The organism is Pseudomonas sp. 1176_21 (genome assembly GCF_052850635.1).
In genome coordinates, this window is record NZ_VXCV01000005.1 from 358,996 (window position 1) to 376,939 (window position 17,944).

Consider the following 17,944-nt stretch of genomic DNA (forward strand, 5'->3'; position numbering starts at 1 on the left):
CATGAGCGACTCCCTTGATCTCAGCCTCGATGGCGTAGAGCGCCGGTCACTGGCTGACTTCACCGAACAGGCCTACCTCAACTACTCCATGTACGTGATCATGGACCGTGCGCTGCCGCATATCGGCGACGGTTTGAAGCCGGTGCAGCGACGCATCGTCTACGCCATGAGCGAACTGGGCCTGGACGCCGATTCCAAGCACAAGAAATCGGCGCGTACCGTCGGTGACGTGCTCGGCAAGTTCCACCCGCATGGCGATTCGGCCTGCTATGAAGCCATGGTGCTGATGGCGCAGCCCTTCAGCTATCGCTACACCCTGGTCGACGGCCAGGGCAACTGGGGTGCGCCGGACGATCCCAAATCCTTCGCGGCCATGCGCTACACCGAAGCGCGCCTGTCGCGCTATTCCGAGGTGCTGCTCAGCGAGCTGGGCCAGGGCACTGCGGACTGGGGCCCGAACTTCGACGGTACCCTCGACGAGCCCCTGGTGTTGCCGGCACGTTTGCCGAACATCCTGCTCAATGGCACCACCGGTATCGCCGTGGGCATGGCCACCGACGTGCCGCCGCACAACCTGCGCGAAGTGGCCACCGCCTGCGTGCGCCTGCTCGACGAGCCCAAGGCCACGGTCGAACAGCTGTGCGAGCACATCCAGGGCCCGGACTACCCGACCGAAGCAGAGATCATCACCCCGCGCGCCGACCTGCTGAAAATCTACGAAACCGGCCGTGGCTCGGTGCGCATGCGCGCCGTGTACCACATCGAGGACGGCGACATCGTGGTCACCGCGCTGCCGCACCAGGTGTCGGGCGCCAAGGTGCTGGAACAGATCGCCGCGATGATGCAGGCCAAGCCGTCCAAGGCGCCGCAGGTGGCCGACCTGCGTGACGAATCGGACCACGAGAACCCGTGCCGCATCGTGATCATCCCGGTGCACAGCCGCGTCGACCACGAAGCGCTGATGCAGCACCTGTTCGCCAGTACTGACCTTGAGTCCAGCTACCGGGTCAACATCAACATCATCGGCCTGGACGGCAAGCCGCAGTTGAAGAACCTGCGCACGCTGCTGGTCGAGTGGCTGCAGTTCCGCGTGCAGACCGTGCGCCGTCGCCTGCAGTTTCGCCTGGACAAGGTGGAGCGTCGCCTGCACCTGTTGGACGGCTTGCTGATCGCCTACCTCAACCTGGATGAAGTGATCCACATCATCCGTACCGAGGAGCACCCACGGGCCAGGTTGATCGAGCGCTTTGCATTGAGCGAGATCCAGGCCGACTACATCCTCGACACGCGCCTGCGCCAGTTGGCCCGTCTGGAAGAGATGAAGCTGCGCAACGAGCAGGACGAACTGCTCAAGGAACAGGCCAGGCTGCTGGCGCTGCTGGGCAGCGAAGCCAAGCTCAAGAAACTGGTGCGCACCGAACTGCTGCAGGACGCCGAAACCTATGGCGACGACCGTCGCTCGCCGATCGTCGAGCGCGCCGAAGCCCGTGCGATGACCGAGCACGACCTGCTGCCCAACGAAAAGGTCACGGTGGTGCTGTCCGAGAAGGGCTGGGTACGTTCGGCCAAGGGCCACGACATCGATGCCACCGGGCTCTCGTACAAGGCCGGCGACGGCTTCAAGACCGCAGCCGCGGGGCGCTCGAACCAGTATGCGGTGTTCATCGACTCCACCGGCCGCAGCTACTCGGTGCCGGCGCATACCCTGCCGTCGGCACGGGGCCAGGGTGAACCGCTGACCGGTCGCCTGACCCCGCCGCCCGGTGCTTCGTTCGAGTGCGTGCTGATGCCCGAGGATGACGGCCTGTACGTGATTGCCTCCGATGCCGGCTACGGCTTCGTGGTCAAGGGCGAAGACCTGCAGGCCAAGAACAAGGCCGGCAAGGCCCTGTTGAGCCTGCCGAACAACGCCAAGGTGATCCTGCCGCGCCCGGTGGGCAACCGCGAGCAGGACTGGCTGGCGGCGGTGACCACCGAAGGGCGCCTGCTGGTGTTCAAGATCAGTGACCTGCCACAGCTGGGCAAGGGCAAGGGCAACAAGATCATCGGCATTCCGGGCGACCGCGTGGCCAGTCGTGAAGAATTTGTCACCGACCTGGCAGTGATTCCCGAGGGTTCGACCCTTGTATTGCAGGCCGGCAAGCGTACCCTGTCGCTCAAGGGCGATGACCTGGAGCACTACAAGGGCGAGCGTGGGCGGCGTGGCAACAAGCTGCCGCGCGGCTTCCAGCGGGTCGATGCGCTGCTGGTGGAAAACGTCGAATAAGCGACCTGGTGGCCGCAAACGGGTATTTTAGTGACCGTTTGCGGCTTAAACACTGGAGTCGCACGGAACTTTCGCGGATGATAGGCCCCTTGTGGTGCCAGCGTAGCTGTGTGCCCGACGTATTCATGAGTATCACTGCGGCAAGCCGTGTGGCGGCCGCCTGGATGGGATGATGACTTTTCTGCGCCTTCCATTTGTTCTACTGCTCAGTGGCGTGCTGGGCTTGGCCGGGTGCAGCATGCACCAGCCGGTAGCGCTGTATCAGCTCGACAGTGGCGAGCCGGGGCAACCTGGCCAGAGCAACGGCATGGCCGTGGTGCTGGGGCCGGTCTCGGTGGCCGACTACCTGCAACGCGAAACCCTGCTGCAACGCCAGCGTGACGGCAGCCTGACGGCAGCGACCGATGGTCGCTGGGCGGGCAGCCTGTCGGCCGACATCGACCAGTTGCTGGTGCGCCAGCTGGCCTGGCGCCTGGACAGCCAGCGTGTGGTGCTGGCACCGGCCAGCACCGGGTTCAACCCGGATGTGCAGGTGCTGCTGTCGATCACGCGCCTGGACTCGGGCGTCGGCCAGCCGGCGATCCTCGATGCCCAGTGGCGCTTGCTTGATCGTCGTGGCCAGGTGCGTGACAACCGCATCGTGCATTTCGAGCAGCCCCATGAAGGCAGCTCGGCGGCGCAGGTACAGGCGCAGGGGCAACTGCTGCAGCGTCTGGCCGAGCAGTTGAGCGTGGCGTTGAAGCCGTTGGCCAATCAGCCGCCGATCGTGCAGGAACAGCCGAAGAAGGCCACGCCGGTACAGCAGGTGCGCAAGGAACCGGAGAAACCGAAGATTCCGATGGCGACACCGATTCGTACCGAGATGGAAGTGTTCCGGTTTTAACCGGCCACAAAAAAGCCCGCAGCGATGCGGGCTTTTTTGTGGCCGGTTGAAACCGGCTCCTACGGGGCCTCAGGTCTTGATCTGGCGCTCGTGCATCCGTGCCAGCTGGCGCTCCAGCATCGACGGATACGGCTCCATCAGGCGCTCCACACAGCACGCCCCTTCAGGGCTGGCAATCGGGCGGATGCGGGCACGCTGGCGAATCAGCGCATCATCACTGACCTTGCGCTCCACCAGCAGCAGGTTGCGGCTGTGTTGCGACAACGCCAGGGCATCCTGGGCCTTGTCGGTCAGCAGCAGGTCGATCTGGCTCAGGCCGTGCAGGTCTTCACCCAGCGCCAGGCCCAGCTGCAATTGCAGGGTAATCCCGCTGTCGGCCACTTCCACCTGCAACGCATGCCCCAGGGCACGCAGCAGTTCGCCACAGCAGATGGCGTTGGTCAGGTAGTCCTCGCCGCTTTCCGAGCTGTGGAACAACAGCAGCGTGCTGCCATCGTTGAGCGTGTGCACTTCGCTTTCATACAGCGACGCGGCCTGGTCGAGGCAGTCGCGGTAGCGGTCCAGCAGTTCGGTCAGACGTGCCCGAGGCAGGCGGCGCAGTTGCTCCTGGGAGCCCAGTTGCACCGCCAGCACCGCACTGGCCTGCGGCTCGCGTGGCGCAGCGGGTACTACAGCCTGCGGCGCGGCATCGCTGTCGTCGCGCAGGTCGGCAAACGCCTCGTCGTCGTCTTCATCATGCGCTACAGGCCTGGGCAGCGCCGGCTTGGGCTCCAGCGCCGGCTCGCGCAGGTTGCGCACCTGGAAGGCCGGCTGCGCTTCATGTTCGTCGTAGTCGTCTTCTTCCTCGGGCTCTGCTTCAGGCTCCGGCGGTGGCGGGGCAAAGCGCGAATGCAGCTGGCGCGCCAGGTCGCCGATCTCGTCCTGGCGGTCGGTGGCCGGGGTGTAGGCATCCAGGTCGCGCAGCCACACCCGCAGTTGCAGCAGCGGCGTCGAAATGAAGCGCCCCAGGCGCAGGCTCAAGGCCAGGGCCAGGGCCAGCAGGATCGCCGCCAGAATGCCCATGCTCTGCAGGCTGATGGTCAGCGGCTGCTGGAACTGGCTCATGTCCAGGCTGATGCGCAGTTGCCCGGCCGTCACGTCCTGGAAGGTGATCTTGGTCTGATACAGGCCCTCGACCTCGCCCAGCAGGCCGTTTTTCGGGCGCTGGCCGGCTTCGGCGAGGATCCGGTTGTCGACGCTGTAGATGGCGGCATGGGCCACCAGCGGGTTCTTCACCAGGTTGCCGAGCAGCACGTTGAGGCTGAGGATGTCGTTGGACACCAGCAGTTCGGTGGCAGACGTGGCGGTCTGCGTGGTCAGGCTCTGACCCAGGGCGTCGGCCTGCTCGTGCATGGCCTGCTTGAACTGCAGGCCCATGACCCCGGCGTAGATGACCAGCGCCAGCGCTACCAGAAACACGTTGTGGCAGGCGATCCGCAAGGCCAACGGCACACGGCGCTGGCGCAGGGCACGGAAGATCAGTAGGAAGAAATTGTCGGTTTTAACTGGCGTGGGCCGGTTCACAGAGCGCGGCTCTTTATGTCGGAGAAGGTGCTGCGCAGTATAGCGACAGGGCATGGGCCGGCAAAGTATCGACTGCGCCCGATGGTCTGCGAAAGTGGGTAGAATGCGCGTTTTGTCACTGTGTCGGAGCCCGTTTTGCGCGAAATCGTTCTGATTAACATCACCGGCGAGGACCGTCCGGGTCTCACCGCGGCCATTACCGGCGTGCTCGCCCAGGGCGGGGTGAACATCCTCGACATCGGCCAGGCGGTCATCCACGACACGCTGTCGTTCGGCATCCTGGTGGAAATCCCCAGCACCGAGCAGGCCAGCGCCGTGCTCAAGGACATCCTCTTCACCGGGTACAAGCTGGACCAGCAGGTGCGCTTCACCCCGGTTTCCGAGCAGGACTACCAGCAGTGGGTCGACGGCCAGGGCAAGGCCCGCCACATCGTGACCCTGCTGACGCGCAAGGTCACTGCCGAGCAGTTGCAGCGGGTGAGCTCCATCACCGCCCAGTACGGGTTGAACATCGACCATATCGACCGTCTGTCGGGTCGTATCGCGTTGGACACCCCGGCCGACCAGGGCAAGGGCTGCATCGAGTTCTCCGTGCGTGGCGAGCCGGCCGACCCGCAGGCCCTGCGTGCCGAGTTCCTCAGCGTGGCGCAGGAGCTGAACGTCGACATCGCCTTCCAGCAGGACTCGCTGTTCCGCCGCAACCGTCGCCTGGCGGTGTTCGACATGGACTCCACCCTGATCGAGGCCGAGGTCATCGACGAGCTGGCCAAGGCGGCAGGCGTGGGCGAGCAGGTGTCGGAAATCACCGAGCGTGCCATGCGTGGCGAGCTGGATTTTCGTGCCAGCTTCAAGGAGCGCCTGGCGCTGCTCAAGGGCCTGGACGTCAACGTGCTGGACGAGATCGGTGCTTCGCTGCGCCTGACCGAGGGCGCCGAGGTGCTGTTCGCCGAGCTCAAGCGCCTGGGCTACAAGACCGCGATCCTGTCGGGTGGCTTCACCTACTTTGCCAAGCAGCTGCAGGCCAAGCTGGGCATCGACTATGTGTTTGCCAACGAGCTGGAAGTGGTGGACGGCAAGGTGACCGGCGTGGCCGTGGAGCCGATTGTCGACGCGCAGCGCAAGGCTGACCTGTTGACCGAGCTGGCACGCAAGGAAGGCTTGCAGATGGAGCAGACGATTGCCGTGGGCGACGGCGCGAACGACCTGCCGATGCTGGCGATTGCTGGCCTGGGCGTGGCGTTCCGGGCCAAGCCGCTGGTCAAGCAGTCGGCCAAGCAGGCGATCTCGACGCTGGGGCTGGATGGGGTGCTGTATCTGCTGGGCTTCAGGGATCGCGACGGCCGCGACTGAGAAAGCGGGGCCGCTGCGCGGGTCAAGCCCGCTCCCACAGGTTTGCCATCGCTCCAGAAGGCCGTGCAGCCCCTGTGGGAGCGGGCTTGACCCGCGATGAGGCCCGACAGCCAGGCACAAAAAAGCCCGCATCGCTGCGGGCTTTTTGTTGGGTCAGGCGTGCTGCGCCGGCAACCCCAGGCATTCGCCCATGTTCACCACCGACCCCGCACCCAGCGATTCGGCCCACTTCACCTGCTCTGGCCCGAACAGCACCACAGCCGTCGAACCCAGCTTGAAGCGGCCCAGCTCGGCGCCTTTTTCCAGGTGGATCGGTGCACGCGCTGCCTCGTCGTAGCGGAAGGTCTTCAGCTCGCGCTTGGGCGGCGTGACCAGCCCGGCCCATACCGTCTCGACCGACGCCACGATCATCGCGCCCACCAGCACCACGGCCATCGGCCCGCGCTCGGTATCGAACAGGCACACCACGCGCTCGTTGCGCGCAAACAGCTCCGGCACGTTTTCGGCGGTGGTCTGGTTGACCGAGAACAGCCGGCCCGGCACGTAGATCATCTCGCGCAGGGTACCGGCCAGCGGCATGTGCACGCGGTGGTAGTCCTTGGGCGACAGGTAGATGGTGGCGAATTCGCCGCCCATGAACGGCGCAGCATTGGCCGGGTCGCCGCCCAGCAGCTCAAGGGCGCTGAAGCTGTGGCCCTTGGCCTGGAAGATGCGGCCATGCTCGATCGGGCCCAGCTGGCTGACAGCGCCGTCGGCCGGGCACAGGATCGCCCCCGGGGTCTGGTCCAGCGGGCGGGCATCCGGCTTGAGCGCGCGGGTGAAGAATGCGTTGAAGTGCTCGTAGGCGGTCAGGTCTTCGACCTGGGCCTGGGACATGTCGACCTGGTAGCGCTTGGCGAACCAGGCGGTGAAGGCATTCTTGAACCATTTCACGCGGCATTCGGCCACGCAGCCGGCCAGGCGCGACAGCAGGTGGTGGGGCAGCAGGTACTGGCTGATGATGAACAAGCGGGATTTCATTGAATTTCCTTAAACTTCTACAGGCGTGTCGGGGTGGTTGCCCCATTCGCCCCATGAGCCGGCATAGGCCTTGACCCGTGGGTAGCCCAGGTGTTTGGCCACAAGATAGGTGAAGCCGGAGCGGTGGTGGGTCTGGCAGTGGGTGATCACTTCCTTGTCGCGGGTGATGCCCAGCTGCTCGAGGATCTGGGGCATGTCCTTGCGGATGCGCAGGTGATCGTTCTGGTCCATGCCGGCCGTCCACTCGAAGTTGACCGCGCCCGGGACGTGTCCGCCCTTGGCGGCCAGCACTTTCTCGCCCCGGTATTCCTGCGGGCTGCGCGCATCCCAGACCGCCAGGTCGGCAGCGCCCAGGCGGCTTTGCAGGTATTCGCGGGTGGCGGTGGGGGCTTCGTGCAGGGTCAGGCTGACGCTGCCGGCAGCGGGCGCGGGCACATCGGTCGAGAGCTCGCCGGTCCAGCCCAGCGCGCCACCGTCGAGGTAGTGGTAGCGGGTATGGCCGATCACATCCAGCAACCAGATGAAGCGCCCGGCCCAGCCGCCGCCTTCGTCGTCATACACCACATACACGGCGTCCGGGTTGTGCCCCAGCTCGCCGAACAGCTTTTCCAGGTCGCCTTGGCTCGGCAGCAGCCCGGGCGCCGGTGGCTGGCCCAGCTGGGTGCGCTTGGGGTCGACGAAGCGCGCACCGGGAATGTGCCCGCTGCCATAGCGTTTCGTGCTGGTCAGGTCGACCAGGATCAGCCCCGGCGCATCCAGGCGGGCTTGCAGGTCGGCGGGTTCAATCACCAGGGGCAAGCCGGAAAAGTCAGTCATCCAGAGTCTCCAGATCGGAACAGAGTGGGCGATTGTAGCGCATGGGTCAGGTGCTGCGGTTGCTGAAGGCGGTGAGGGCGCGCTCGATGCACTGGGCGGTCTTGCCGAACGCCTGCACGCTGATCTCCGAGAACGGGCCGCCGCCCTGGTCGGCCAGCACCACCATCACCACCTTGCCGTTGCTCGACAGCGAGCGCAGCAGCAGGTGCTGGCCACGGAACAGCACGCGCAGGGTGCCGGGCAGCAGGGCACCGAACTGGGCATAGTTGTCCGGGGTCAGGCGCAGTTGTGCCGACTGGGTCAGCAGGCGTTGCAGCAGCTTGCTCTGGGCGAGCGGCACCACCAGGCCGCCGGCCTCGGCGGGCAGCCCGGCGATCTGGTGCACGCGCAGGTGGGTCATGCCCTTGTCGGCCATCAGCATCATCACCCGCTGCATGCCGCAGGCCACCAGGGCATCGCGGGCGTAGGTGGTCAGGTGCATGGCGTTGGTGAATGCACTGGGCTCCACCAGCAGGTCGGCGCAGTACTTGCGCCAGGCCCCCAGCGATTCGGTCGAGGGCACGTCGGCAGGCCGCAGGCGGCGGTGTACGTAGTGCGAGCCGGTCGGCCAGATCAGCGATTCGGCGGGGTGGTAGAGGTCGTCGTCGGCGTGCAGGCGCGCACTGTTGGCGGCCTGCTGGTGCACCTGTTGCTGCACCTCGCTCAGCGGCACCTGCAGGTACAGGCTGGTCAGGCGTTGCCAGCGCTGGCTGTGCGGGCAGTCCCAGGCGTGCTGCGCCGCCAGGGCCAGGCCGTTGGCCAGCAGTACGGTGTTGGCCGGCTGGTTGAGCCAGCGGCGCAGGGCCGGGTCGGCGTCCAGCAGCTGTTGCTGGCGCAGCGGGTTGTCGTGCAGGCGGGCGATGTGCATGACCTTGACCAGCAGGCGGCGTTCTTCGCTGAGCACGTGGTAGCCCTGGGTGACCCAGTTGGGCAGGCGCCAGTAGTCGGCCAGGGCGCGGCACAGCGCCAGCAGGGGTACACCGAACAGTTCGCGCTCCACGCGCAGGGCCGGCTCGCCGCGGTGCACCACGCGCACTTCCCATTCCTCGATCAGCTTGGGGTGCGCCAGGGCCAGGGTCCACAACGGCGAGAGGAACAGCAGGCTGCCCCAGTGGATCTCCTGCCACAGCCGTGCCAGTTGGCTGGCGAACAGGCCGCTGGCCTGCTGGCTGGCATGCAGGCTGATCATCTGCAGGTGGCGCAGGGCCTTGGGGATCTGCGCCGGCGGCGCGGTGGGCAGGCGCAGCAGCAGTTCTTCGGCGCGCTTGAGGCCAAGCCGGTTGAGGGCGATTTCCAGGCTTTCGGCCGGCTCGGCCATGCTGGCGTGGGTATGCCGGTTGGCTTCGCGCATCACGCTGAGCACCAGCGCGGGGCTGTCCTGCATCAGATCGGCGATGTCACGCAGCGAGCGGCGGCTGTCGCCGATGGCGGCTTTTACCCGCTCGTGACTGTCCAGCGGCACCGGCAGTTGCACGCTGTCGAGCAGTTTGATCCAGGCGTCTAGGGTCTTTGGAATTTGAGTTGGCACGTGAGTTCACTAGGCATGCTGGGAGGTGGCCGAACTGGCTTTTCGCCTTGACTGGCTATAGTCTGGCGCAGAACTGCCGATAAGTAGAAGAAGAGTTTTACGAACTTCCGCCCCCGACCCTGACCACGACAGTAAGTGCTTCCAATCTATGGCTAAAATTATCGGCATCATTGTCGTATTCGCGAGCGTGCTTGGCGGATACGTTCTTTCTCACGGCAAGATCGCGGCCCTGATTCAGCCTTTCGAGGTGCTGATCATCGGCGGTGCCGCCTTTGGTGCGTTCCTGCAGGCCAACCCCGGCTACATGACCATGCACGTGATCAAGAAGTCGCTGAGCATGTTCGGCTCGCGCTTCTCGCACACCTTCTATATAGAAGTGCTGGGCCTGATCTACGAGATCCTCAACAAGAGCCGGCGCGAAGGCATGATGGCGATCGAGGGCGATATCGAAGACGCCGCGGCCAGCCCGATCTTCGCCAAGTACCCGGCGGTACTCAAGGATGAGCGCATGACCGCGTACATCTGCGATTACCTGCGCATCATGTCCACCGGCAACATGGCCCCGCACGAGCTCGAAGGCCTGTTCGACATGGAACTGCTGAGCATGAAGGAAGAGCTCGACCACCCGTCCCATGCCGTGACCGGCATCGCCGACGGCATGCCCGGCTTCGGTATCGTGGCGGCGGTACTGGGTATCGTGGTGACCATGGCCTCGCTGGGCGAGGGCGACCAGAAGTCCATCGGCTTGCACGTGGGTGCGGCGCTGGTGGGTACCTTCTTCGGTATTCTGGCGGCCTACGGCTTCTTCGGCCCGCTGGCCACCTCCCTGGCCCACGACGCCAAGGAAGAGGTCAACGTGTACGAGGCGATCAAGGCCGCACTGGTGGCGTCGGCCTCCGGCATGCCGCCATCGCTGGCGGTGGAGTTCGGTCGCAAGGTGCTGTTCCCCAAGCACCGTCCAAGCTTTGCCGAGCTGGAACAAGCAGTTCGCGGTCGCTGATCCATGGAAAACAATCAGCCGATCATCATCAAGCGCGTAAAGCGCTTCGGCGGCGGCCATCACGGCGGCGCCTGGAAAATCGCGTTCGCCGACTTCGCCACGGCGATGATGGCGTTCTTCCTTGTGCTGTGGCTGCTGTCCACCGCCACGCCCGAGCAGAAGATCGCGATTGCCGGCTACTTCAAGGACCCCATCGGGTTCTCCGAGAGTGGCACCCCGTACATCATCGACCTGGGCGGCTCGCCGGAGCTGGCCCCGGAAAAGACCATCAACCCTGAAGTGCAGTCCGAGCCGACGCCTGACACCAGCATCCAGCTGGACAAGGACGCGGTCGAGAGCATGGCCGAGCAGGTCGAGAAAGACCGCTTGAACCTGGTGCTGCAGGAGCTGCAGAACAAGGTCGAAGAGAACCCGCAACTGCAGAAGTTCAAGGACCAGATCCTGTTCGAGATCACCCAGGACGGCCTGCGCATCCAGATCATGGACGCCGAGAACCGGCCTATGTTCGACCTGGGCAGTGCGCGCCTGCAGCCGTACTTCGAGGACATCCTGCTGGCGATGGCCGACACCATCAAGGCGGTGCCGAACAAGATCAGCATCAGCGGCCACACCGATGCCAAACCCTACGCCGGCACCGGTGATTACGGCAACTGGGAGCTGTCGGCCAACCGTGCCAACGCGGCGCGTCGGGCGCTGGTGGCCGGTGGCTATCCGGATGCCCAGGTGGCGCGGGTGGTGGGGTATGCATCGTCGTCGCTGTTCGACCGCGAGAACCCGCTCAACCCGGTGAACCGTCGTATCGACATCATCGTGCTGACCAAGAAGGCCCAGCGCACCATCGAGGGCGAACAGACCTCGCCGACGCCGCCGGACGCAGCCCAGCCGGGTGCGGCACCTGCGCCGGGCGCTGCGGCACCGACGCCTGAGCCCGAGCCGATGCAGCCGCGTGAACTGCGCGAGAAGCTGAACATCTTCGAGGATGGCGTGTTGAAGATGGACGAGCCCAACAAGCCGCAGTGAGCCGGCAGCCGACAACGCCCGCATGGAGTGATCCGTGCGGGCGTTGTGCTGTGTGGGGTTCGGCATTTCAGTAGCCGCGACCGATGCTGGCCTTGAGCTCGGCCTGGAAGTGCTGGGCATTGCAGCGATTGTCGCCGGGTGCGGCCTGCGTGGGCAGGTTGAGGGCGCGGCCAAGGGTGTGTTCCAGGCGGTAAGCGCTGACGAACAGGTCCAGGTCGGCGGCTTGCGCCATGGCCGGCAGTTCGCCCAGGTAGGTGGGGCTGGCCGGCTCGCCCAGCTGGAACGTGGCGACCCGTCGGTCGGCCAGCGCTGCGGCGCCCAGGGCGAAGGGCACCCACCAGGCGCCGCAGGTGTTGCCCGACACCAGCACGATCAGGTGGGTGCAGCCGTGCAGGCTGCGGCTGATGAGGGTGGTGAGGGTGCAGGCATCGTCGGCCTGGGGGTCGATGGCCTCCAGGCAGGTGGCCAGGCCCTCGAGGCGCAGGTGCTCGCCGATGGCCATGGCGGCGGCCAGGTCGTTGCGGCAGTAGAGGAGTGAGACTGGCATCCGGAGGTCCCTGGTGGGCGCAAATCTGGTGCGGGATACCTTTGATGATTACGACGCGTGGTGCAAGGCGTGGGATTGAATCAGGATGTGGACTACATGCCTGGGTGAAAAGGCCTACAAATGTGTTGCGACAACTGACGCCTTCGCCGGCAAGGCCGGCTCCTACAGGTGTCCGCGTAAGGCGAATCTTCGGAATTTCCCTATTCCCTGTAGGCCCCTTCCCAATCATACTTTTGCCGCTTTCCCGCCATTGCGGTGGTCACGGTAGCGCTCTAGTCTTCGTCGAGTCGTTGGTGTTCAACGACCGGTTTTGACAGGCCGTTACTGATTTCGGACCACATGTGCATCGCTTTATGGCGGCTGTGCGTGGGGCACTTCGTGTGCGCCGAGTTCCGGTATCCTCGGTCTGTCAACCCGCGTACAGCTGCCACCTATTTGTTTGACAGCAAAGCGTGGTAGCTCCACTGATACTGGAGTTGGTCATGTTGAAAATCGTCCCCGATCCACCGCATTACGCCAATCTGCCCCTCGAAGACATCCTCTCGTGCACTGATCGCGAGCGCTGTGCGCTCGTTCGCCGGCAAGGCCGGCTCCTACAAAGGCTCGCAGTACCTGTAGGAGCCGGCCTTGCCGGCGAAGACGCCCGTAGAGCCAATTAAGAAAGTCGTCGGGAGATAACAGATGGAAAACAGCTCAGTCTTCAAGACACTAGGCGTCGGCACTTTCGGCGAAGGCGAGGGTGGCCCGAGCGCCGAGCGTCTGTTTCGCGTGCAAGCCGGGCACAACGCCGACTTCGCCCTGGAACAATCGGCCCTGCTGCTCAGTTGCGCCTACAAGCTCACCTTGCAAGCCGGTATCGAACCGGATGGCACGCTTGTCTGGGCGGCACATTACCTGAGCGGCATGTCCAAGGCCCTGGTCGAGGATGTGGCGCACGCGATGTTCATCGAACAAACGCCTGCGCCATGACCGTCAGTAGCTGTCCTGCGGCAGGCTGGCAATGATCGAGCGATAGCTGTTCATGCGCTGCTGCTGCACGCGCCCGTCTTCCAGCGCCTTGAGCAGCGCACAGCCCGGCTCGCGGTCGTGCTTGCAGTCGCGGAAGCGGCAGGTGCCGATCAGGTCGTTGAACTCGATGAAGCCGGCCTCCACGTTCGCCCGGCTCACGTGCCCCAGGCCGAACTCGCGAATGCCCGGCGAGTCGATCAGCTCACCGCCACCCGGGAAGTGGTACAGCCGCGCGGTGGTGGTGGTGTGCTGGCCCTGGCCCGACCACTCCGACAGCTCGCCCACGCGGGTGTCGACATCGGGCAGCAGGCTGTTGACCAGCGACGACTTGCCCACACCGGACTGGCCGACGAACACGCTGATGTGCCCATCGAGCATGGTCTGCAACTGCTGCATGCCGTCGCCATGGTGCGCCGACACTTCCAGCAGCGGGTAGCCCAGCTGACGGTACACCGCCAGCAGCGCATTCAGCGCCGGAGCGTTCTGCTCGTCGATCAGGTCGGCCTTGTTCAGCAGCAGCAGCGGGCGGATACCGGCATGCTCGGCGGCCACCAGGTAACGGTCGATCAGGTTGGCATGCGGCTCGGGGGCCGGGGCGAACACGATCACGATCAGGTCGACGTTGGCCGCCACCGGCTTGAGCTGGCCACGGCTGTCGGGGCGGCACAGCTCGGTGCTGCGCGGCATCTGCGCCACGATCACGCCGATACCCTGGTTGCCGGCGCGCCATACCACCTTGTCACCAGTGACCAGCGCCGGCAGGTTGGCGCGCAGGTGGCAACGGAACACCTGGCCGGCCACGTCGCCGTCCTGTGCTTCGACTTCTACCTGCACGCCGAAGTGTGCAATCACCAGGCCCAGTTGTTCAGGCCCCAGGTCGCCGCCTTCGAGGGTGTCCAGCGTGTGCTGTTCGCGTTTGGCAGCGCGGGCGGCGCGCTCACCCTGGATTTTTTCGATGCGCCAGTTCTGGCGGCGATTGAGCTGGCGTTTGGCCATGTAGGTCTCGTTTCGTCAAGCAAAGCATGTGAGGGTGCAACGGCGTCGAGTCTAGCACGCTCCACTAGGCTAAACTGCGCGCCTACCGAGGAGCAGAATCATGCAGAACCCACAGAACCTGATCTGGATCGATCTGGAAATGACCGGCCTGGATCCGGACAGCGACGTCATCATCGAGATGGCCACCATCGTCACCGACAGTGACCTGAACACCCTGGCCGAAGGTCCGGTGATCGCCATCCACCACAGTGACGAGGTGCTGGCGCGCATGGACGAGTGGAACACCCGTACCCACGGCAACTCCGGCCTGACCCAGCGCGTGCGCGAGAGCAAGGTGAGCATGGCCGAGGCCGAGGCCGAGACGATCCGCTTCCTGGAGCAGTGGGTGCCCAAGGGCAAGTCGCCGATCTGCGGCAACAGCATCTGCCAGGACCGTCGCTTCCTGTACCGCCACATGCGCGAGCTGGAGAATTTCTTCCACTACCGCAACCTGGATGTGTCCACCCTCAAGGAGCTGGCCGCACGCTGGGCTCCCGAGGTACGCGACAGCTTCAAGAAGGGTGGCACGCACCTGGCGCTGGACGATATTCGCGAATCCATCGCCGAGCTGCGCCACTACCGCGAGCACTTCATCAAGTTCTGACCCGCACTGCGCCAACAATCGTTGGCGCGCCCCCTTTTGGTGCCTGGGGCAACTGGGTAGACTGCGCGCCTCTTTGCACGGACCTGCGCCATCATGCTGTTGATGCTCTATTTGATCGCCATTACCGCCGAAGCCATGACCGGGGCGCTGTCGGCCGGGCGGCGCGGCATGGACTGGTTCGGCGTGGTGCTGATCGCCTGCGTCACGGCCCTGGGCGGAGGCTCGGTGCGCGACGTGCTGCTGGGCCACTACCCGCTGACCTGGGTGAAGCACCCGGAGTACTTGGTGCTGACCAGCGTGGCGGCCTTGATCACCATTTTTATCGCGCCGCTGATGCGCCACCTGCGTTCGCTGTTTCTGGTGCTCGATGCGCTGGGGCTGGTGGCGTTCACCCTGATTGGCTGCATGACGGCGCTGGAAATGGGCCAGGGCATGCTGGTGGCGTCGATCAGCGGGGTGATCACCGGCGTGTTTGGCGGCATCCTGCGGGATATCTTCTGCAACGACATTCCGCTGATCTTCCGGCGTGAGCTGTATGCCAGCGTGTCGTTTCTGGCGGCGTGGTTCTACCTGGGGTGCGTGTACTTCAAGGTGCCGGGGGAGCAGGCGATTCTGCTGACGCTGTTTGGCGGGTTGCTGCTCAGGCTGCTGGCGATACGGTTTCGCTGGGAAATGCCGAAGTTCCAGTACAACGACGAGCATTGAGGGCTTCTTCGCGGGTCAAGCCCGCTCCCACAGGATCACCACAGTTCTTGAAACCGGTGCTGTCCCTGTGGGAGCGGGCTTGACCCGCGATGGTCGCGCTGCAGACCTAAAGCCGTGCCTGATGCTGACGCAGCGCCCACTCCACATGCTCCCTCACCAGCTCCGACGGATACTCCCGCCGCGCCTGGAGCGCCTCCAGCACCGGTATGGTCGAGGGCGCATTGCCCAGCCCCACCGCCAGGTTGCGCAACCAACGCTCATACCCCGCCCGGCGCAGCGGCGAGCCTTCGGTGCTGGCCAGAAACGTCTCTTCATCCCACATGAACAGCTCCGCCAGCCCGGCATTGTCCAGCCCGTGGCGCGGCTTGAAATCCGCTTCGCCGGTGGGCCGGGCAAAGCGGTTCCACGGGCACACGATCTGGCAATCGTCACAGCCGAACACCCGGTTGCCGATCAGCGGCCGCAGCTCTTCGGGGATTGCACTCTTCAGTTCGATGGTCAGGTACGAAATGCAGCGCCGCGCATCCAGCACATACGGCCCCACGAAGGCCTGGGTGGGGCAGATGTCCAGGCATGCACTGCACCGCCCGCAATGCTCGGTGGCCTGCGCCTCGTCCACCGGTAGCGGCAGGTCGACGAACAGTTCGCTGAGGAAGAAGTAGCTGCCAGCCTTGCGGTTGAGCAACAAGGTGTTCTTGCCGATCCAGCCCAGCCCGGCCTGTTCGGCGATGGCCTTTTCCAGCACCGGCGCGCTGTCGACGAAGGCGCGGAAGCCGAACGGCCCGATGTCTTTCTGGATGCGCTCGGCCAGGTGCTGTACGCGCTTGCGGACCAGCTTGTGGTAGTCGCGCCCCAGCGCATAGCGCGAGATGTAGGCCTTTTCGGGCTGGGCGAGCATCTGCGCCATCTGCGTGTCGCCCGGCAGGTAGTCCATGCGCAGCGACACCACGCGCAAGGTGCCCGGCACCAGCTCGTCGGGGTGCGAGCGTTTGCTGCCATGGGCGCCCATGTACTCCATCTCGCCGTGATAGCCCTCGGCCAGCCAGCGTTCCAGGTGTTTTTCGTGTTCGCCCAGCTCCACACCGGCAATGCCGACGTGCGCAAAGCCCAGTTCACGGCCCCAATCCTTGATCGATTGGGCGAGGGCGGGTAGATCGAGGGGGGAAGCAGACATGCGAAATAGGGCAACGATGACTCAGGTGCGTATAATTCTGCCAGACATCGGAGCCGAACGACGCATGCCTCAGACCAAACACCCTGCAAATCAGCCATTGGTGCTTACCAGCGTCACCCTGGCGAGCCTCGCGCCGCGTTCGAATGCCGCGCACAAGGGCGACTTCGGCCATGTGCTGGTGGTCGGTGGCGACCGTGGCACGGGCGGTGCGGTGCTGCTCAGTGCCGAGGCGGCGCTGCGCTGCGGCGCCGGCCTGGTGTCACTGGCCACCCGCAGCGAGCAGCTGCCCGCCGCGCTGGCCCGCCTGCCCGAGGTGATGAGCCTGGGCGTGCATTCGGCCAACCAGTTGATGGCGCCGATTGAACGCGCCACCGTACTGGTGGTCGGACCCGGACTGGGGCAGGCCGCCTGGGGGCGCAGCCTGCTCTCGGCGGTGGTGCCGGCCAGGCACGCCCAGGTGTGGGATGCCGATGCGCTGAACCTGCTGGCGCAAGCACCCTTGCCGCTGGCGGCGGGCAGCATCATTACCCCGCATCCGGGGGAGGCGGCGCGCCTGCTGGGGGTTTCCACCGAAGCGGTGCAGGCCGATCGCTCCTGGGCGGCGCTCAAGCTGGCGCGCAAGTACGCGGCGGTGTGTGTGCTTAAAGGCGCCGGCACGCTGGTGGCCGACCCGGCCGGGCAATTGGCACTGTGCCAGCGCGGTCACCCGGCCATGGCCGGTGCCGGCCTGGGCGATGTGCTCAGCGGCGTGCTGGGTGCGCTGCTGGCCCAGGGCATGCCGGCCTGGGACGCCGCCTGCCTGGGGGTGTGGCTGCACGCCTGTGCCGGCGAGCGCCTGGGCGTACAAGGTCGCGGGCTGGCGGCCAGCGACCTGATACCGGTCATTCGTCAAGTTCTGGAGGAGCATTCAGCGTGTCAGGTGTAACCCTGTTTATGGCCGACGAAGCGGCCATGTGTGAGTTCGGTGCCCGTATCGCCCAGGTGACCAAGGGTCACGGCGTGATTTTCCTCGAGGGTGACCTGGGGGCCGGCAAGACCACCCTGTCACGGGGCATCATCCGTGGTCTGGGACACATCGGCGCGGTGAAAAGTCCTACCTTCACCGTGGTGGAGCCCTACGAGATTGGCGACATTCGTGCCTTCCATTTCGACCTGTATCGCCTGGTCGATCCGGAGGAGCTGGAGTTCATGGGCATTCGCGACTACTTCGAAGACGACGCACTGTGCCTGTTCGAGTGGCCCCAGAAGGGGGCGGGCATTTTGCCAAAGCCCGACCTGACCATTACCATAAGCCCCCAGGCGGACGGGCGTTCGCTGAACCTGTTGCCGCAGGGCTCTCGCGGTGAAGCCTGGTGTGCCGCTCTGGCCTTGGAAATCAATTAGAAA

The 17,944-nt window shown here is 65.1% G+C and carries 17 protein-coding genes; 10 read left to right on the forward strand and 7 right to left on the reverse strand.

Translation table 11 applies throughout. The features are described 5' to 3' along the window. Nucleotide 1 precedes the first annotated feature (1 nt). Together parC and FW760_RS14940 are read left to right on the forward strand one after the other, a co-directional pair. The gene (parC, locus tag FW760_RS14935; protein ID WP_043863555.1) at nt 2-2,266 is read left to right on the forward strand and encodes a DNA topoisomerase IV subunit A; all 2,265 of its coding nucleotides are present in this window, start codon (nt 2-4) and stop codon (nt 2,264-2,266) included. Between the two features lie 172 nt (nt 2,267-2,438). Then, nucleotides 2,439-3,149 carry a PqiC family protein gene (locus tag FW760_RS14940; RefSeq protein ID WP_043863554.1) on the forward strand — a complete coding sequence of 237 codons (711 nt, stop codon included), beginning with the start codon at nt 2,439-2,441 and terminating at the stop codon, nt 3,147-3,149. 69 nt (nt 3,150-3,218) lie between these two features. On the opposite strand, the gene FW760_RS14945 is transcribed toward FW760_RS14940, so the two are convergent. Beyond that, complete coding sequence (locus tag FW760_RS14945) at nt 3,219-4,712, reverse strand: HAMP domain-containing protein (RefSeq protein ID WP_116052580.1); 1,494 nt, start codon at nt 4,710-4,712, stop codon at nt 3,219-3,221. A 135-nt stretch (nt 4,713-4,847) separates the two neighbouring features. Between FW760_RS14945 and serB the strand changes: the two genes are divergently transcribed. Further along, nucleotides 4,848-6,062: a phosphoserine phosphatase SerB gene (gene serB, locus FW760_RS14950; protein WP_043863552.1), complete on the forward strand. Its 1,215-nt coding sequence runs from the start codon at nt 4,848-4,850 to the stop codon at nt 6,060-6,062. Nucleotides 6,063-6,215: 153 nt separating this feature from the next. Here the strand turns inward: serB and asd are convergent, their stop codons facing one another. The 3 genes from asd to FW760_RS14965 are packed head-to-tail and all read right to left on the reverse strand — an operon-like array spanning nt 6,216 to nt 9,465. Beyond that, on the reverse strand, nt 6,216-7,082 hold the full coding sequence (gene asd / locus FW760_RS14955; protein WP_043863551.1) for an archaetidylserine decarboxylase: 867 nt from the start codon (nt 7,080-7,082) through the stop codon (nt 6,216-6,218). A gap of 9 nt (nt 7,083-7,091) precedes the next feature. Further along, on the reverse strand, nt 7,092-7,898 hold the full coding sequence (locus FW760_RS14960) for a rhodanese-like domain-containing protein (RefSeq protein ID WP_043863550.1): 807 nt from the start codon (nt 7,896-7,898) through the stop codon (nt 7,092-7,094). 46 nt (nt 7,899-7,944) lie between these two features. Next, on the reverse strand, nt 7,945-9,465 hold the full coding sequence (locus FW760_RS14965) for an HDOD domain-containing protein (protein WP_315406042.1): 1,521 nt from the start codon (nt 9,463-9,465) through the stop codon (nt 7,945-7,947). 148 nt (nt 9,466-9,613) lie between these two features. On the opposite strand from FW760_RS14965, the gene motA reads away from it, so the two are divergent. Both motA and motB read left to right on the forward strand, forming a co-directional pair. Continuing rightward, on the forward strand, nt 9,614-10,465 hold the full coding sequence (gene motA, locus FW760_RS14970) for a flagellar motor stator protein MotA (protein ID WP_043863548.1): 852 nt from the start codon (nt 9,614-9,616) through the stop codon (nt 10,463-10,465). Between the two features lie 3 nt (nt 10,466-10,468). Then, complete coding sequence (motB, locus tag FW760_RS14975) at nt 10,469-11,485, forward strand: flagellar motor protein MotB (RefSeq protein ID WP_043863547.1); 1,017 nt, start codon at nt 10,469-10,471, stop codon at nt 11,483-11,485. Nucleotides 11,486-11,552: 67 nt separating this feature from the next. Here motB and FW760_RS14980 read toward each other — a convergent pair whose 3' ends face one another. Further along, entirely contained in the window at nt 11,553-12,032 is a 480-nt protein-coding gene (locus FW760_RS14980) for a toll/interleukin-1 receptor domain-containing protein (protein ID WP_054916177.1), read from the reverse strand. Nucleotides 12,033-12,713: 681 nt separating this feature from the next. Here FW760_RS14980 and FW760_RS14985 point away from each other — a divergent pair. Further along, complete coding sequence (locus FW760_RS14985; protein WP_058541598.1) at nt 12,714-13,001, forward strand: DUF3077 domain-containing protein; 288 nt, start codon at nt 12,714-12,716, stop codon at nt 12,999-13,001. Between the two features lie 3 nt (nt 13,002-13,004). Here FW760_RS14985 and rsgA read toward each other — a convergent pair whose 3' ends face one another. Further along, nucleotides 13,005-14,036 carry a small ribosomal subunit biogenesis GTPase RsgA gene (gene rsgA / locus FW760_RS14990; protein ID WP_116052582.1) on the reverse strand — a complete coding sequence of 344 codons (1,032 nt, stop codon included), beginning with the start codon at nt 14,034-14,036 and terminating at the stop codon, nt 13,005-13,007. A 100-nt stretch (nt 14,037-14,136) separates the two neighbouring features. Here rsgA and orn point away from each other — a divergent pair, with 100 nt between their 5' ends. Next, nucleotides 14,137-14,679, forward strand: a complete 543-nt coding sequence (orn, locus tag FW760_RS14995; RefSeq protein WP_043863543.1) for an oligoribonuclease — start codon at nt 14,137-14,139, stop codon at nt 14,677-14,679. A 90-nt stretch (nt 14,680-14,769) separates the two neighbouring features. Beyond that, nucleotides 14,770-15,384 (forward strand): trimeric intracellular cation channel family protein, encoded by a 615-nt coding sequence (locus FW760_RS15000; protein WP_173925102.1) that lies wholly within the window; start codon nt 14,770-14,772, stop codon nt 15,382-15,384. 106 nt (nt 15,385-15,490) lie between these two features. Here FW760_RS15000 and queG read toward each other — a convergent pair whose 3' ends face one another. Next, nucleotides 15,491-16,558, reverse strand: coding sequence for a tRNA epoxyqueuosine(34) reductase QueG (gene queG, locus FW760_RS15005; RefSeq protein WP_043863541.1), 1,068 nt, complete (start codon nt 16,556-16,558; stop codon nt 15,491-15,493). A 64-nt stretch (nt 16,559-16,622) separates the two neighbouring features. Here queG and FW760_RS15010 point away from each other — a divergent pair, with 64 nt between their 5' ends. Together FW760_RS15010 and tsaE are read left to right on the forward strand one after the other, a co-directional pair. Then, nucleotides 16,623-17,483 (forward strand): NAD(P)H-hydrate dehydratase, encoded by an 861-nt coding sequence (locus FW760_RS15010; protein ID WP_116052585.1) that lies wholly within the window; start codon nt 16,623-16,625, stop codon nt 17,481-17,483. After that, the gene (tsaE, locus tag FW760_RS15015) at nt 17,471-17,941 is read left to right on the forward strand and encodes a tRNA (adenosine(37)-N6)-threonylcarbamoyltransferase complex ATPase subunit type 1 TsaE (RefSeq protein ID WP_116052588.1); all 471 of its coding nucleotides are present in this window, start codon (nt 17,471-17,473) and stop codon (nt 17,939-17,941) included. Before FW760_RS15010 ends, tsaE begins: the two co-directional genes overlap by 13 nt. Nucleotides 17,942-17,944 lie beyond the last annotated feature (3 nt).